General features: G+C 47.8%; 10 protein-coding genes, 7 tRNA genes, 1 riboswitch and 1 other annotated feature. Of the genes, 13 read left to right on the forward strand and 4 right to left on the reverse strand.

All coding sequences use genetic code 11. The features are described 5' to 3' along the window. The first annotated feature begins 44 nt into the window (after positions 1-44). From BM184_RS02285 to BM184_RS02315, 7 genes are all read left to right on the forward strand, one after another. Positions 45-115 (forward strand) — tRNA-Gly (locus BM184_RS02285). A gap of 11 nt (positions 116-126) precedes the next feature. Continuing rightward, a tRNA-Ile gene (locus BM184_RS02290) sits at positions 127-200 on the forward strand. Between the two features lie 37 nt (positions 201-237). Next, positions 238-325, forward strand: a tRNA-Ser gene (locus BM184_RS02295). A 27-nt stretch (positions 326-352) separates the two neighbouring features. Next, a tRNA-Glu gene (locus BM184_RS02300) sits at positions 353-424 on the forward strand. 32 nt (positions 425-456) lie between these two features. Next, a tRNA-Met gene (locus tag BM184_RS02305) sits at positions 457-529 on the forward strand. 46 nt (positions 530-575) lie between these two features. Continuing rightward, positions 576-649: transfer RNA gene (locus tag BM184_RS02310), tRNA-Ile, on the forward strand. 16 nt (positions 650-665) lie between these two features. Beyond that, a tRNA-Glu gene (locus BM184_RS02315) sits at positions 666-737 on the forward strand. Between the two features lie 90 nt (positions 738-827). Here BM184_RS02315 and BM184_RS02320 read toward each other — a convergent pair. Further along, positions 828-1,634 (reverse strand): hypothetical protein, encoded by an 807-nt coding sequence (locus BM184_RS02320; protein ID WP_086941269.1) that lies wholly within the window; start codon positions 1,632-1,634, stop codon positions 828-830. A 235-nt stretch (positions 1,635-1,869) separates the two neighbouring features. Then, positions 1,870-1,945, forward strand: a riboswitch (SMK box riboswitch). On the opposite strand from BM184_RS02320, the gene metK reads away from it, so the two are divergent. Beyond that, positions 1,943-3,139 carry a methionine adenosyltransferase gene (gene metK / locus BM184_RS02325; RefSeq protein WP_086941270.1) on the forward strand — a complete coding sequence of 399 codons (1,197 nt, stop codon included), beginning with the start codon at positions 1,943-1,945 and terminating at the stop codon, positions 3,137-3,139. It overlaps the preceding riboswitch by 3 nt. A gap of 68 nt (positions 3,140-3,207) precedes the next feature. On the opposite strand, the gene BM184_RS02330 is transcribed toward metK, so the two are convergent. Together BM184_RS02330 and BM184_RS02335 are read right to left on the reverse strand one after the other, a co-directional pair. Then, entirely contained in the window at positions 3,208-3,789 is a 582-nt protein-coding gene (locus BM184_RS02330) for a tRNA (mnm(5)s(2)U34)-methyltransferase (protein ID WP_086941271.1), read from the reverse strand. Next, positions 3,758-4,750 carry a TIGR01212 family radical SAM protein gene (locus BM184_RS02335; RefSeq protein ID WP_245830488.1) on the reverse strand — a complete coding sequence of 331 codons (993 nt, stop codon included), beginning with the start codon at positions 4,748-4,750 and terminating at the stop codon, positions 3,758-3,760. The genes BM184_RS02330 and BM184_RS02335 overlap by 32 nt, the downstream gene beginning before the upstream one ends. A gap of 322 nt (positions 4,751-5,072) precedes the next feature. Here BM184_RS02335 and BM184_RS02340 point away from each other — a divergent pair, with 322 nt between their 5' ends. Both BM184_RS02340 and leuS read left to right on the forward strand, forming a co-directional pair. After that, complete coding sequence (locus BM184_RS02340; RefSeq protein ID WP_281252474.1) at positions 5,073-8,153, forward strand: LysM peptidoglycan-binding domain-containing protein; 3,081 nt, start codon at positions 5,073-5,075, stop codon at positions 8,151-8,153. An 88-nt stretch (positions 8,154-8,241) separates the two neighbouring features. Beyond that, positions 8,242-8,450: a binding site (T-box leader), on the forward strand. Between the two features lie 89 nt (positions 8,451-8,539). After that, positions 8,540-10,954 (forward strand): leucine--tRNA ligase, encoded by a 2,415-nt coding sequence (gene leuS, locus BM184_RS02345; RefSeq protein WP_086941273.1) that lies wholly within the window; start codon positions 8,540-8,542, stop codon positions 10,952-10,954. A 96-nt stretch (positions 10,955-11,050) separates the two neighbouring features. On the opposite strand, the gene BM184_RS02350 is transcribed toward leuS, so the two are convergent. Then, positions 11,051-12,283 carry a LysM peptidoglycan-binding domain-containing protein gene (locus BM184_RS02350; RefSeq protein WP_086941274.1) on the reverse strand — a complete coding sequence of 411 codons (1,233 nt, stop codon included), beginning with the start codon at positions 12,281-12,283 and terminating at the stop codon, positions 11,051-11,053. 329 nt (positions 12,284-12,612) lie between these two features. Here BM184_RS02350 and BM184_RS02355 point away from each other — a divergent pair, with 329 nt between their 5' ends. From BM184_RS02355 to pepV, 3 genes are all read left to right on the forward strand, one after another. Next, on the forward strand, positions 12,613-14,271 hold the full coding sequence (locus BM184_RS02355; protein ID WP_177208508.1) for a putative polysaccharide biosynthesis protein: 1,659 nt from the start codon (positions 12,613-12,615) through the stop codon (positions 14,269-14,271). A 61-nt stretch (positions 14,272-14,332) separates the two neighbouring features. After that, entirely contained in the window at positions 14,333-15,076 is a 744-nt protein-coding gene (locus tag BM184_RS02360) for a pseudouridine synthase (protein WP_086941276.1), read from the forward strand. A gap of 101 nt (positions 15,077-15,177) precedes the next feature. After that, a complete protein-coding gene (gene pepV, locus BM184_RS02365) occupies positions 15,178-16,581 on the forward strand; it encodes a dipeptidase PepV (RefSeq protein ID WP_086941277.1) in 1,404 nt (467 codons plus the stop codon). Positions 16,582-16,585: the final 4 nt, after the last annotated feature.

Consider the following 16,585-nt stretch of genomic DNA (forward strand, 5'->3'; position numbering starts at 1 on the left):
GTCACGCAGGAGATCGCGGGTTCAAATCCCGTCGGAGCCGCCATGCGGGTGTAGTTTAGTGGTAAAACCCCAGCCTTCCAAGCTGATGTCGGGAGTTCGATTCTCCTCACCCGCTTTTTTTAAGAAGGGCCTATAGCTCAGCTGGTTAGAGCGCACGCCTGATAAGCGTGAGGTCGATGGTTCGAGTCCATTTAGGCCCATTGATAAAGCATACAGATAGTGGAGTTCTCTTTTTTAGGGGAAGTACTCAAGTGGCTGAAGAGGCGCCCCTGCTAAGGGTGTAGGTCGTTAACGCGGCGCGAGGGTTCAAATCCCTCCTTCTCCGTAGCTTTATCAGAAGAATAAAAATCATGGTCCGTTGGTCAAGCGGTTAAGACACCGCCCTTTCACGGCGGTAACACGGGTTCGATTCCCGTACGGATCATTGTCATGACCCTTATGTCATATTAATACTATCGCGGGGTGGAGCAGTTGGCAGCTCGCCGGGCTCATAACCCGGAGGTCACAGGTTCAAGTCCTGTCCCCGCAATTGATTCTGATTTCTGATGAATGATGAACTTTCATGCGCTTTTGAAGGGCCTATAGCTCAGCTGGTTAGAGCGCACGCCTGATAAGCGTGAGGTCGATGGTTCGAGTCCATTTAGGCCCATTTGCACTATCTTTATGGTCCGTTGGTCAAGCGGTTAAGACACCGCCCTTTCACGGCGGTAACACGGGTTCGATTCCCGTACGGATCATCACTGAAAAGCACTCTTCTGAGTGCTTTTTTCTTATACAGAGACGGGCAGAGGCATCAGTCAATCGACTGATGCCTCTGCCTGTTTCTGTTAGACCAAAAATAAAAATGAATAACTCAACGTGAAAAGAAAACCATAGTTGGTCAGATATTGTTCGATTCTGAGATCGCTTTGAAATTTTCTCTTGAACAAAGGGAAGACTAGCAGGATGGACAATACGAATACGCTTATGGCCCATAGCGAGCTGTTGAGGTTAAGTATCTGGAGGATTCCTGTTGCGTAGGAAAGCAGGAAAATAGTCATTTTCAAAAATTTTGAGTGCTTCAATAGCAGTTGTTGATAATAAGTCAGGGGCTGATTGCTGCCTGCAGTATTCTTGATCTGAACCTGTATTAAACCAAAGATATGGAATAGGATCAATGGAAGCACTTCGTACTGCAGTTGCAGCGGAATAAAGTTTGCCTGCGAAAAAAAGGATACAGATGAAAGGATGAGTATCTTAAAGAAAGGCCTCAGCAGTATTTCGTAAAAAGTATTTGTCATACTGTAGGGATAAAACTGCAAGATCAGGTAAATTAGATACAGTAAAAGAATGGCGGTCAGGATCAGGTTCGATAAATAGAAGATGATCGTCAACATTCCGATCGAAAGAATCCCTAAAACCAGAATCATTTTATATGGAAGTTTTGCGTCGGATTGTTCTCTTTTCGAAAGTAGACGTTCCAAGGCATGGGTAAACATCAGAAATAGATAAAGCATAAAAAGCAGCAGATAGTTGGGTCCGTTGAAGGTCATTCCTCTCCATGCTCCGAAAAGAAGCAGGGTCAAAGGGGCGGTCAGCAGTGCCAATAAGGTGTGGTTCATCAGGTGAATGAATTGTTTCTTGATTGTCAGCATAGTCTCTTCCTTCTTTATTAATGGTAGATTGTGTGTGTCAACTCATATATATTGCGCAAATTCATCATAGGTTAACGTCTTTGCGATGTCAAGTTACGGAAGAGTCAAAAGCGGCCCAAAAATATTTGGATCAGTATTTTTTTGGGCTCCATCTGTGGCACAAAGATGAAATTCTCTTATTTTTTGTTGCTTTTTTAACGATGATAGCGTATATTAGGTATGTTGCATTTCAGAGGCTAATTGCAATATCCCGATAGGATTCACAATATGTGAAGACGCCTTGTAACCAAAAAATGGGGGAATGAAAAATGGTAGAAAAAAGATTATTTACTTCAGAATCGGTAACGGAAGGTCATCCGGATAAAATCGCTGATCAGATCAGTGATGCAATTTTGGATACGCTGTTGGCTGCTGATCCAAACGCGCGTGTTGCTTGCGAAACGATTGTCACGACAGGACTGGTAGTTGTCTTTGGTGAAATCACGACAAGCGCGTACGTAAACATCCAGCAGATCGTCCGCGATACAGTAACTGAAATTGGTTATACGCGTGGTAAGTTTGGTTTCGATGCGGATAATTTGGCCGTAATGGTGTCATTGGACGAACAATCCGACGATATCGCAATCGGTGTCAACGAATCATTGGAACGCAGAGAGTCAGTGACTACGGATTACAATGAAATCGGTGCAGGGGACCAAGGTTTGATGTTCGGTTTTGCTATCAACGAAACGGAAGAACTGATGCCATTACCTATTTCACTTAGTCATAAGTTAGCGAAACGTTTATCTGAAGTCCGCAAAGACGGTACTTTGGAGTATTTAAGACCGGACGGAAAAACGCAAGTTACCGTGGAATACGATGAGAACGGCAAACCGAAACGTGTGGACACGATCGTTTTGAGCACACAACATGACGAGAATGTCACGTTGGAACAATTGAAAAAAGATATTTTGGAGCATGTCATCCATGTGGTCATCGACGATGCCTTGTTGGATGCTGATACTAAATACTTCATCAATCCTACAGGACGTTTCGTTATCGGCGGTCCTAAAGGAGATTCCGGTCTGACGGGCAGGAAAATCATCGTTGACACTTATGGTGGATATGCGCGTCATGGTGGCGGTGCGTTCTCAGGTAAGGATGCTACAAAAGTTGACCGTTCTGCAAGTTATGCGGCTCGTTACATTGCGAAGAACATTGTTGCGGCTGGTTTAGCTACAAAATGCGAAATCCAATTGGCATACGCGATCGGTGTTGCTGAACCTGTATCGATTGCGATCGACACGTTCGGTACAAGCGAATATCCAGAGGCCACTTTGATTGAAGCGGTACGCAAAAACTTCAACTTGACACCAGCAGGCATCATCCAAATGTTGGATCTGCGTCGTCCTATCTTTAAAAAGACAGCAGCCTACGGACATTTTGGCCGTGAAGATGCTGACTTCACTTGGGAGAAGACGGATAAAACAGAAGCTTTGCTTTCATATGTCCAAGCTGGCAAATAAAGCAAACACAAAATGACCAACTGAAAAAGGAAAGCGTTCCGGCAATATGCCGAACGCTTTCCTTTTTTCTATTTCATATAAGGTGTTTTCTTTTTCTCGATGGCAATCAGAATCGGTGGATGGTTAATCTGGTTGATGAAACCATATTGGAGTACCTTGTATAAAGCTTGATTCAACCCGCTTACATAATCAAGCAGGGCCTGCTTCTCTTCCATACCGCCAGGATGACCACTGTATACAACCAAGATGATGCAGCTGCCGATCCGCAACTTGGGTAACAAGGCGCTGACGGCATGGATGGTCGTATCTTTTTGGGTGATGACTGTTTTGTCGGTTCCATGCATGTAGCCCAGATTGAAGATGGCACCGCCGATTTCCGGATGATCGGCCAATACATCCGGAAGTGTTTCATGCCCTTGGTGAAGAAGGGTTACCTGATCCGTCAAGCCAGCAAACAATAGCTTTTGCTTCGTGTTTTCGATGGCTTGTTTCTGGATATCAAATCCAATCACTTTTCCTGTCGGCCCGACCAATGTAGCCAATAGAACCGTATCGTTCCCGTTTCCGACAGTGGCATCGATGACGAGATCTCCCTTACAGACCGTTTCCTTCAGCAATCTATGACTGAAGTCCACTGCGGACAACAACATGTTCCTCACCCTTATTCCTGATATTGTGGATCCCTTGATAAGTATTACGGCGTTCCAACTCATGATCGATTGCGTTCAGCACTTCCCACTTTTTAAGGCTCCACATCGGTCCGACAAGGGTGTCACGCGGGGCGTCTCCCGTGATGCGGTGGATGACGATTTCTTCCGGAATGACTTCAAGCTGATCGCAGACGAGTTCAACATATTCTTCTTTCTCCAGCAACCGTAGCCTGCCTTGATGGTAGTCCCGGAGCATTTTGGTGTTTTTCATCAAATGGAGCAAATGGATCTTGATGCCTTGGATATCCGAATCCAGAATGACGCGGTTGACGCTCTCCATCATCATGTCATGGGTTTCTCCCGGAAGCCCATTGATGAGATGCGTACATACCGGGATATTATGCGCACGCAGTTCATCGACTGCTTTCAGGTAGGTATCATAGGAATGTGCCCGGTTGATGATTTTGCTTGTTTCTTCATGGATGGTCTGAAGTCCCAATTCCACCCATATGTAGTAGCGCTTGTTCAGTTCCGCCAAATATGCGATCGTTTCGGGGGGCAGGCAATCCGGTCGTGTCGCAATCATGATGCCGACCACGCCTTCCTCATTGACGACCTGTTCATAACGATGGCGCAGGATATCCACGGGCGCGTGCGTATTGGTGAAATTCTGGAAATAGGCGATGTAACTTTTTACATTCGGCCATTTTTTGTGCATCATATCGATGCCTTTGCGCAATTGAACAGGCAACGGGTCGATGCGGCTTTGGGCAAAATCGCCGGATCCGGAAACGGTGCAGAAGGTGCAACCGCCGTGTGCGACTGTGCCGTCGCGGTTTGGGCAATCAAAACCGCCATCGATGGCTACTTTGAAAATCTTTTCGCCAAAGTGTTGTTGCAGATGGTAATTCCATGTATGGTAACGTTTATTTGTGTCACTGTATAAAAATTGATTTGTCAATACTTTCACCTCACCATCCATTTTATCACGATTTTTGGCCAGTCAGTAGACTATTTGAGGGCTTTTCTGCATTTCATGAGAGGTTCCCTGAGGAAAGGGCTTACTTTTAAGTGGTGGAAAGGATTGTTACAGATTTATTTCAATTGTTAAATATTGAATATGGTTATGATAGCCATTCAAAAATTTAGGAAACAAACATATAATAGACATATTGGGAGATTTTCTTAAAAGAAATTTAAATTATTTTCCATCATTTTTATAAATTCAGATTTTTTCACTGCCAAATCGGCAGTATTTTTGATACAGGGAGTGGTTTATTTTGGTGTTATCCAGAAACGAACGCATCAACCAAAAGAAAAATGAACAACTGATCAATTCTTTTATCACCACGAATAAAAGACTGAAACGCAGCGTAGCGGTGTTGAGCACATCGTTCTTTATGACAACTGTCGTGAAGCCAGTCCAACTGGTTTTGGCAGCAGAGTCGACTACGCTTGGAACAACGGATACACAAGTATATTCCACTAATCCCTTTTTGAACCAGATCATCCCGTCTGCGACCGTAATCGCTGCGCAAAATGATCTGTACGCCTCCGTGATGATGGCCCAAGCCATCCTGGAAAGTGGATGGGGTACAAGCACTTTATCGAAGGCTCCCAACTATAACCTGTTCGGTATCAAAGGGGAATACAATGGGGAGTCCATCAATATGGAGACATTGGAGGACAGCGGTGGCCAGAATTACTATCCCATCAACGCTGAATTCAGAAAATATCCTTCGTATGCTGAATCCCTGCAGGATTACGCAAATCTTCTGGCAAACGGGACCAGTTGGAATCCGACCTATTATGCTGGTGCTTGGAAGAGTAATGCAGCCACTTATCAGGACGCGACAGCTTACCTGACCGGCCGTTATGCGACCGACACAGCCTACAGCACAAAATTGAACAGGATCATTGCGCAATACGGATTGGATCAATATGACAATTATCAGCCTGTTGACGAAGATGAGGTTGAAGAACCGGATGCAGGCAATGTCGATTTCGAGACGCCGACTGAAACGCCTGAATTACCGACTGTAGAGCTTCCGGAGAATCCCGATGAGGATACCCCGGAACAAGAGACACCAAGCGAACCAGCTGAGGATACGGAAGACGTTGCGACACCAGAAACTCCGGTTCAAGCGGGTGATGCCGTCCACGTTGTCCAAGCGGGCGACACGCTTTACGCAATCGCTAAAAAATATTCGATTTCGTTAGTCGATCTGTTGACGCTGAATAAATTGAATTCCAACATGATCTATGTGGGCGACCGTCTGGTGCTGCCTGACAGTGTCACCGTCGAGGAAGAGACGCCTTCGGAAGAAGAAACAACCGCACCAACTACGCCAACCGAAACACCATCAGAAACGACAAATTCGGGCTATACGGTAGTCGCTGGCGATACGCTATACAAAATCGCTACTGCGAACGGCCTGACGATCAGTGAATTGAAGAGCCTGAATACGCTGACGAGCGATACCATATACGTGGGCCAAAAGTTGTTGTTGAGCAAAGCAACAACGACTGCTCCGGATACGACTGAAAACGGATCAAACAGCAATACAGGTCAAACAACTACCCAATCCTATACGGTAAAATCGGGTGATACACTGTGGTCGATCGCAAATGCAAACAACATGACCGTTACAGCATTGAAGACCGCAAACAATCTGACTTCCGATGCGATCTATCCGGGACAAATCCTGAAAACCACAGGGGCTTCGACGGGTACTACAATACCAACTACCGGAACGAATACGGGCACTACGGGAACCACAGTCACAGGAGCTTTCATCAAACCGGCCAGCGGATATATTTCATCTCCGTTCGGATACCGCACGTCGCCTATCAATGGCGCTTTGGAATTCCATCGGGGTATTGACATCGCGGGCAGCGGCAATATTTCCGCAGCACAAGCGGGCATAGTGGAAGTCGCGGCTTATCACTACAGCTACGGCAACTACGTCGTCATCAACCACGGCAAAATAAATGGCGTGACCATCAAAACGTTGTATGCGCATATGCAATCAGGGCTATCGGTATCCGTAGGGCAGACCGTTAGCCAAGGGCAAAAAATCGGCGTGATGGGAACAACCGGCAGCTCGACAGGAGTCCATCTGCATTTCGAAGTGCAGGAAAACGGGACTGTCGTCAATCCAGTGAACTACATCAACGGCACCACTACTGTGACGCCTGGAGTGACTACACCAACTACGCCATCGACAGGCAGCAGTGTCGTTGTCGTGTCCGGAGATACTTTGTGGAAAATTGCGACCGCGAACGGGTTGACGGTTGCCGAATTAAAAGCGCTGAACAACCTGACAAGTGATGCAATTCTGACGGGTCAAGTATTGCTCTTGAAGAGCGCTGCTACTGTAACGCCAACCACTCCTACCGTGACGCCGGGAACAATAACCGGAAGCGTAACGGTAGCATCCGGAGACACGCTCTGGAAAATCGCGAACGCAAATGGTGTGAGCGTAGCTGAATTGAAGTCACTGAACAACCTGACGAGTGATGTAATCGTTCCAGGCCAAACATTGTTGCTTAAACAAACTACGACAACGACAACGCCGAGTGTGACGCAACCGACGACACCAACGACTCCGACAACGCCGTCGACAGCAAGCACAATCACGGTAGCATCCGGAGACACGCTTTGGAAATTGGCGAATGCCAACGGTTTGAGCGTAGCTGAACTGAAAACACTGAACAGTCTCACCTCTGATGTCATTGTCCCTGGGCAAGTGCTGACGCTTAAGAGCGCGACAGTCACCGCGCCGACCGTTACACAGCCAACGACAACTGCGCCGTCAACGTCCAGCACGGCGAGCACAATCACAGTGGCATCCGGAGATACGCTCTGGAAAATCGCGAATGCGAACGGCCTGACGCTAACTGAATTGAAGACACTGAACAACCTGGGTTCCGATTATATTTATCCGGGTCAATCATTGCAGGTGAAGGCCATGGTTACGACCGGAAATACTTCTACAGTCGTAACGACGCCGACTGTAACGACACCTTCCGTTCCGACTGTCACAAACAAAGTGTACACGGTCCAAAAAGGGGATACGCTCTATAAGATTGCGGCCGCAAATGGCGTTTCTGTTGCCGAGCTGAAGACTTGGAACAGTCTGAGCACAGATATCATTTTTGTGAACCAAACATTGAAATTGGCTGCAATGACAACTTCAACGGCCACTAGTGCGCCTGCGGCATCCGGTAATACGTATACCGTCCAAAAAGGCGACACTTTGTATAGCATCGCCAAGAAAAACGGCGTGAGTTTAGCGGCTTTGATCGAAGCGAATGATATCACATCCAACATCATTTATGTCGGTCAAATCATCAGCCTCTAGGTCATGAAGTGATTGGTTAGGTTAGGCATCAAGTCTTGATGAAATGAGTTTTATTTGTTAAAATAACAGATGAATCAATTCATAACTGAAACAGACATAGAGAAGGAATAGTAGGGAGCAGCTTTTTTTGAAGAGAGTGCATGGGTGGTGAAAATGCACAGAGAGCCTCTTGAACTCGCCTTTGAGTTGTTCCGCTGAAAGCATAAGTAAGCAGGACCGCATCGCTGCGTTACAGGCATGATAAGGAATGCAAAGACATTCAATATAGGTGGTACCACGAAAAAACTCGTCCTATAGGCAGAACCAGTGATGGACGCTGCCTATGGGACTTTTTTTATGGCCCATCGCCTGTTTGGATGAATGAAAAGAAAAGGATGTTGCTGGAAATGGGTTATACGCATAAAACGATCGAGAAAAAATGGCAAAAATATTGGGCAGACAACCGTACCTTCAAAACGACCGAAGAGGGCGGGAAACCGAAATATTATGTATTGGATATGTTCCCTTACCCATCCGGCCAAGGCTTGCATGTAGGCCACCCGGAAGGCTACACGGCGACGGATATCGTTGCCCGCGCAAAACGCGCACAAGGATTTAACGTATTGCATCCGATGGGTTGGGATGCTTTCGGCTTGCCGGCTGAGCAATATGCGCTGGATACCGGTAACGATCCGGCTGATTTTACTGAGCACAACATCAAAACCTTCAAGCGCCAGATCCAATCGCTTGGATTCAGTTATGACTGGAGCCGCGAAATCAATACGACGGATCCAAGCTACTACAAATGGACGCAATGGATCTTCACAAAATTGTATGAACAAGGTTTGGCCTATGAGGCGGAAGTTTCAGTCAACTGGTGTCCGGCATTGGGTACCGTGCTTGCCAACGAAGAGGTTGTCGATGGCGTCAGCGAACGAGGCGGTCACCCGGTTTACCGCAAACCGATGAGACAGTGGATGCTGAAAATCACTGCCTATGCAGAACGGCTGCTGGACGATCTGGAATTGGTGGACTGGCCAGAAAGCATCAAAGAGATGCAACGGAACTGGATAGGACGTTCGGAAGGCTCGAACGTCACTTTCAAGATCAAAGATTCGGATAAAGACTTCACGGTCTTCACTACCAGACCGGACACATTGTATGGTGCGACCTATGCGGTGATGGCGCCTGAGTTGCCGCTGGTCAAGGAAATCATGTCCGGGCAGCAGGCTGAAGCAGTCGAGGCTTACATCGATTCCATTTCACTGAAGAGCGATCTGGACCGTACGGAGCTTGCAAAAGAAAAAACCGGCGTATTCACTGGCGCCTATGCGATCAACCCGGTGAACGGCAAAGAAATCCCGATCTGGATCGCCGATTATGTATTGGCGACATACGGAACCGGCGCCATCATGGCTGTTCCTGCCCATGATACCCGCGACTATGAATTTGCCAAAAAGTTCGAATTGGATATCATACCGGTACTTGAAGGCGGAAACGTCGAAGAGGAAGCCTATACGGAAGATGGTTTGCACATCAACTCCGACTTCCTGAACGGATTGGATAAAGCGACAGCGATCGCGAAGATGAACGACTGGCTGTCCGAAAACGGACTGGGCGAAAAAGTGATTTCCTATCGTCTGCGCGATTGGTTGTTCTCGAGACAGAGATACTGGGGCGAACCGATCCCTGTCATCCACTGGGAAGACGGCACATCGACAACGGTTCCTGAGAACGAACTTCCGCTGTTGTTGCCGAAGACCGATCAGGTGAAACCGAGCGGCACAGGGGAATCCCCGCTTGCCGTCATCGATGAGTGGGTCAATGTTGTCGATCCGGTAACTGGCATGAAAGGCAGACGCGAAACCAACACAATGCCGCAATGGGCAGGCAGCTCATGGTACTTCCTGCGCTTCATGGATCCGCACAACCGCAACGATCTTGCTTCAAAAGAAAGACTGGAATATTGGCAGAACGTCGACTTGTATATAGGTGGTGCCGAGCATGCGGTTCTTCATCTGCTGTATGCGCGCTTCTGGCATAAATTCCTTTACGATATCGGCATCGTTCCGACGAAAGAGCCGTTCCAAAAATTGTACAACCAGGGCATGATTTTGGGCGAAAACAATGAAAAAATGTCCAAATCTAAAGGGAATGTCGTCAATCCGGATGACATCGTGGAAAGATATGGCGCAGATACGCTCCGCATGTACGAAATGTTCATGGGACCGTTGGATGCATCATCGACATGGAGCGAAGGCGGCATCGAAGGCAGCCGTAAGTTCCTGGATCGCATTTGGCGCCTGCTTTTGGATGAAAATGATAAGATGCGTGACCGCATCACAACCATCAACACCCATGAATTGGACAAGGTCTACCATCAGACTGTCAAGAAGGTAACCGAGGATTATGATAATCTGCACTTCAATACGGCAATCTCGCAAATGATGATTTTTATCAATGAAGCCTACAAAGTGGATGCATTGCCTTTCGAATACGTTACCGGCTTTGTTCAATTGCTTGCGCCGATCGCACCTCACTTCAGTGAAGAGCTTTGGGTGAAACTAGGCAAACAGGAAGGCATTTCCTACGTTGCGTGGCCAACTTATGATGAAGCTTTCCTTGTCGAAGACGAGATCGAAGTCGTATTCCAGATCAACGGTAAAGTGAAAACCAAAGAAATGGTTCCGTCCGCTATTTCCAATGAAGACATGATTGCAATGGCATTGGAAAACAGCATCATCAAAGAGGGAATCGAAGGCAAAACCGTCAGAAAAACCATCGCTATCCCAGGGAAACTGGTCAATGTTGTAGCGAATTAATCTAAAAATAACAAAGAGAACGCACACCCCAACTCAGACGGGGTATGCGTTCTCTTTATTTTCTGTGTTGTCTGAAATGGGGTTATGCAGCCATTCTTAAGGGATGACCAACACTTGACCGACACGGATAAGGTTCGGATTGGCTATTCCGTTGGCGTTCACGAGCTGTGTGATGGTGACGCCATAGCGAAGCGCGATGGCATACAAAGTATCCCCGGCTTTGACGGTATAGGACGTTCCGGTCGTAGGTGTTGTAGGAGTCGTAGGCGTTCCGGTGCCAGGTATCGTCAAAACTTGGCCGATACTGATCAGATTGGCGTTGGCGATGTTATTGGCGGCAACGATCTGTTGGACCGTTACGCCATACCGCAAGGCGATGGCATAGAGCGTATCCCCGGCTTTGACTGTGTAAGTCGTGCCGGTAGTCGGCGTTGTAGGAGTAGTAGGAGTCGTAGGAGTAGTTGTTCCCGGAATCGTCAAAACTTGTCCGACGCGTATCAGATTGGCGTTGGTAATGCCATTTGCATTAACGATCGCTTGGACCGTCACGCCATACCGCAAGGCGATCGCATAAAGCGTGTCGCCTGCTTGGACGGTGTAGCTCGTTCCTGTTCCCGGCGTGCTTGTGGTGTTCATAAGCTGAGAAAGCGTCACAAACGAGTAGCCCATCGCACGCAGCTGATTGATGATGTTCGGCAATGCGGCAGTTGTTCCGTTGGCGCCGTAACCGGCGTGCAGCAATACGATGGCTCCAGGTACGACGTTGTTGATGACGCGGTTGTAGATGTCATTGGCTGAATTGCCTGTCCAGTCGAGCGAATCGATCGTCCACTGGAATGTGTAAGTATAGCCGGCGTCTCCGACTGTTTGCAGGACGGTACTGTTATAGGATCCGAAAGGAGCGCGGAAGAAAGGTTTTGTGCTCTTACCGGTGAGGTTTGTGATGATTGTTTCGGTTCGGTTGAGTTGGTTTGTCATCTCGGTAGTCGATACGGTTGTGAAATCGGGATGATTATAGGAGTGGTTTCCGATATCATGGCCAGCTGCGACAATGTTCTTGATTGCCTGCGGATGATTTTCAGCGCCTTGACCAGTGAGGAAGAAAGTGGCTTTTACATTATTGGCTGATAATGTGTTCAGAATTGATTGGATGTAATATCCGTCCGATCCATCATCAAACGTTAAGGCAACGACCTTATTGGATGTCGAACCTTGGTAAATAATCTGCGAGGTAGCAGCCAAAGCAGGTGTTGCCGAAAGGGTGAAGAAAAGCAGGAGCGAAAGGATGACTCCGAATAAATGTCTGAACCCCTTTCTTGAGGTGTTCATTTTTATTCCTCTTTTCTATTGCAGCCTATGCGAAACGGTTGACATGACAGTGCTCAAAGCTAAGTGACTGCGAATTTGCTTTTGCAAAAAATGGATTGGCAGAGTTGTTTTCCACACTTACATTTTACCATAAACGATAAGGGGATGATATGAAAACGCATGCAAATAAATAGGGCGTTTAGCCTGGAAATGTCAGGAATTATTCTGAAATTATTAGGATTTTGCAAAATAAGACTGCTATAGATTGAAAAAAAACTGATTTTTGGTAAAATAATTGAGTGATGGAATTATTATTCTCTTTCATTCATCAGGAAGAAAGCAGGTTGCACATGTCAACAGATAGAAAAGTCAATGAAGAAAACGAAACAACAAACAACAAGATGGTACAGGGGACTTTTTGGATGACTTTCGGGAGCATTTTTTCCCGATTGCTCGGTGCGCTCTACATCATCCCATGGAATGCCTTGATGGGCTCGACTGACGCAGCCAATACGGCAAATGCCCTTTATTCGATAGGTTATACACCCTATCAGCTGTTCCTTTCGATCGGGATAGCCGGTTTTCCTGCAGCGATGTCCAAGCAGGTAGCCCAATACAATGCAAAAAATCAATACCGTACCGGAATCGACATTTTTAAGAAGAGCATGTTCTTCATGTTTTTGACGGGTGCGGTCAGTGCTGCGTTGATGTACGGGTTGGCACCGATGATCGCTGAGAACAGTCCGGCCGCTTCGCCTGAAGACGGGGCGTTGGTGATCCGTGCATTGGCTCCCGCTCTGTTGCTGGTGCCGGGCATGAGCTTGATGCGCGGTTTTTTCCAGGGTTACCAAGATATGGTGCCTTCAGCGATTTCGCAAGTGTTCGAACAGATCGGCAGGGTAGTGTACCTTTTGGGCGCCACCTACATCGTGATGCAACTTCTGGATGGCAACATCGCCACAGCGGTTGCCCATTCCACTTTCGCGGCGTTTGTGGGCGCAATCGTAGCGGCCATCATCCTGCTTTTTTATTACAAAAAGAAGATGGCTGAATATCAACCCTTGATCGCCAACAGTGAACCATCCAGCAACATCCAGACGACTGCGGCCATTAAGAGCATGCTGCAGGAGTCGATTCCATTCATCCTGATCGGATCAGGCATCACTTTCGCCAAGCTGATCGATCAAGTGACGTTCAAGCCGATGATGGAGAACTTGACGAATTACTCCGGCAAAGAAATCGAAGATCTGTTCGGATTGTTCAGTTTCAACGCCGACAAATTGATCATGATCATCGTTTCGTTGGCGGTCGGGATGGCCACAGCAGCGGTCCCATTGATAGCCGCTGAGTTCACGAAAGGGAACTTCCGTGTGCTGCAGAGCCAAGTAAGGGAGATCATCCAATTGTTCGCTTTCATCATGCTTCCGGCATCTTTGGGGATGATGATCGTTTCCGAACCGATCTACAACGTGTTCTACCCGCTCCATCCGGTAGGCCCTACGCTATTGGCAGTATCCGCTCTGATGAGTATCGTTTTGGGGCTGTTCACGGTTCTCGGGTCGATTTTGCAGTCTTTGAGCAGGCATAAGACAATGATCTCCTATCTGCTGGTAGGACTTGTGGTCAAAGCAATCATGCAATACCCGATGTTGGCTTTGTTCGATACGGCAGGTGCGTTGGTTGCGACGACAATCGGTTTCATCGTGACAGTTCTCTTGAGCGGATGGAAAATCTATCACCTGACCCATTTCGGGATGGTTGATACATTGAAAAAAACCGGGAAAATTTTGACAGTCGCATTGGTCATGACGGTCTGCGCGTTCATCGCATTGAAAGCCAGCATGCTGGTCATTCCGATCGATCGCAAACTGACGGCACTGGTGGTTGTAGCCATCGTAGCGGCAGTCGGGGGATTCGTCTACTTGTTCTTGACCCTGAAATTGCGCATCGCGGATGATATTTTGGGCGCCAAAGCAAACGGACTGCGCAGAAAAATGCGCATCAAATAAAATAAACGAAACTGAAAAGCAGCCTTAGTGGGTGCTTTTTGGTTTATAAGGGAGAAAAAATATGCGTTTGGATAAACTGCTGTCGAATTCCGGATTCGGGTCAAGAAAAGAAGTCAAAGTGTTATTGAAAAGGAAGCTGGTGACGGTCAACGGGAAAACAGAAACGAAAGCCGAGGCCAAAGTGGACAGCGAAAAGGACACTATTCTGGTCGGCGGTGAACCGGTCAGCTATCAGGAATACCTGTACTTGATGATGAATAAGCCGCAGGGCGTCCTCAGCGCAACGGAGGACAACCACCAAAAGACGGTCATCGATCTGCTGGCTTTCGAATTGCACCAACAGGAGCTCTTTCCGGTGGGCCGTCTGGATAAGGATACGGAAGGGCTGCTTCTGCTGACGAACGATGGCCAATTGGCGCATTTCCTGCTGTCGCCGAAACGGCATGTGGACAAGGTTTATTTCGCGAAAGTAGCTGGCCGGATGACCGAAGATGACCAAAAAGCCTTTTCTGAAGGGCTCATTCTGGAGGACGGCTATCGTTGCCTGCCTGCAAAACTAGAGCTCCTGACTTATGATGAAGAACAGGATACCTCAGATGTAGAGATCACGATCAAAGAAGGGAAGTTTCATCAAGTGAAACGGATGGTGCTGGCCTGCGGAAAAGAGGTCACTTTCCTGAAACGGTTGACGATGGGGCCTCTTCGTTTGGATGAGCAACTGGCAAAAGGGGAATATCGGCCATTGACCGATGAGGAACTTGCGGCATTGCGGGAACATCTGCCGGAGTCGATTAAAAAAGGCTAAGATTTTTCGGGTTATTGGGCCTAAATACCAAGCTTTTATTTGGTAATTTTGCCAAAAGTGATATGATGATAGCATGATATTTTAAGTTAGGATGTGCGTTCATGGAAATCAATTGGAAAAAAGAAGTGGAAATCAGAAAAACGGAGCTGTTGGAGGACTTATTCACATTATTGCGGATCGACAGTGTAAGGGATGATTCGAAAATAACCCCGGATGCCCCGGTTGGACCAGGCCCTAAAGAGGCTCTGGAAGCTTTCTTGGCTATCGGTGAACGGGACGGTTTCACTACGAAAAATGTCGGCAATCTGGCCGGACATATCGAATTCGGCGATGGCGAGGAATTGATGGGCGTATTTGGTCACGTCGATGTTGTGCCTACCGGAACCGGCTGGGACACGGATCCTTTCGTGCCTGTCATCATCGATGACCGCATCTACGCCCGCGGTTCCAGCGATGATAAGGGTCCTACGATGGCTGCCTATTATGCATTGAAGATCATCCGCGATCTGAAACTGCCTATATCCAAGAAGGTCCGCGTCATCATCGGAACGGATGAAGAGAGCGGGTGGAAATGCATGGACCACTATCTTGAAAACGAACGGATTCCGGATTTCGGTTTTTCTCCTGATGCTGAGTTCCCGATCATCAACGGTGAAAAGGGCATGCAGACTTTCATGGTTCAATTCAGAGGCGACAACAAAGGCGGCAAGAACGAGTTGTTGAGTTTTGATGCCGGCCTGCGCGAAAACATGGTCCCTCAGGATGCGACTGCCGTATTCATCAGCCCCGAGGCCGACAGAATTGAGCAAGCCTTCGCTGCTTTCCTTGAAAACAATCCGGTCAAAGGAACGATTTCTGTGGAAGGTGAACAAGTTACAATCGAATTGATCGGTAAAGCCGCTCACGGCATGAATCCGGCTGCAGGCGTGAACGCGGGCACTTATCTCGCCACTTTCCTGAACAAATTCAACTTCGGCGGACAAGCGGCCACTTTCCTCGAATTGATCGCGGACCGTATCCACCTGCAGCATGATGCACATAAATTGAACTTGGCTTACACGGATGCGGTCATGGGCGAATTGACCATGAATGCCGGCATCTTCACTTTCACACCGACAACCGGCGGCGAAGTGGCGTTGAACTTCCGTTACCCGCAAGGCGTTTCCGAAGAAGGCATCGAGATCAAGTTGGAAGCGGCTTTGGCCTCCTACGGCGTGACGATCGCAAAAGGCGGACACGGCAAATTGCCGCATTACGTGCCGGCTGACGATCCGTTGGTAAAAACATTGTTGGCTGTCTACGAAAAACATACCGGCCTGAAGGGGCATGAACAATCCATCGGCGGCGGAACCTACGGGCGCCTGTTGGAACGCGGTGTTGCCTATGGCGCGATGTTCCCTGACAGCATCGACACAATGCACCAAGCCAACGAATTCATCGCGTTGGATGATCTTTTCCGCGCAACAGCCATCTACGCGGATGCCATGTACGAATTGCTGAAATAAACAA

Origin of the sequence: Trichococcus pasteurii (genome assembly GCF_900112935.1) — a bacterium.
In the GTDB taxonomy this organism is placed as follows: domain Bacteria; phylum Bacillota; class Bacilli; order Lactobacillales; family Aerococcaceae; genus Trichococcus; species Trichococcus pasteurii.

Excerpts from the sequence above, each read along its gene's own strand:
- BM184_RS02330 (WP_086941271.1), bottom strand. The coding sequence starts at position 3,789 with ATGTTGTTGTCCGCAGTGGACTTCAGTCATAGATTGCTGAAGGAAACG.
- BM184_RS02350 (WP_086941274.1), bottom strand. The coding sequence starts at position 12,283 with ATGAACACCTCAAGAAAGGGGTTCAGACATTTATTCGGAGTCATCCTT.
- metK (WP_086941270.1), top strand. The coding sequence starts at position 1,943 with ATGGTAGAAAAAAGATTATTTACTTCAGAATCGGTAACGGAAGGTCAT.
- pepV (WP_086941277.1), top strand. The coding sequence starts at position 15,178 with ATGGAAATCAATTGGAAAAAAGAAGTGGAAATCAGAAAAACGGAGCTG.
- BM184_RS02360 (WP_086941276.1), top strand. The coding sequence starts at position 14,333 with ATGCGTTTGGATAAACTGCTGTCGAATTCCGGATTCGGGTCAAGAAAA.
- BM184_RS02355 (WP_177208508.1), top strand. The coding sequence starts at position 12,613 with ATGTCAACAGATAGAAAAGTCAATGAAGAAAACGAAACAACAAACAAC.
- leuS (WP_086941273.1), top strand. The coding sequence starts at position 8,540 with ATGGGTTATACGCATAAAACGATCGAGAAAAAATGGCAAAAATATTGG.
- BM184_RS02320 (WP_086941269.1), bottom strand. The coding sequence starts at position 1,634 with ATGCTGACAATCAAGAAACAATTCATTCACCTGATGAACCACACCTTA.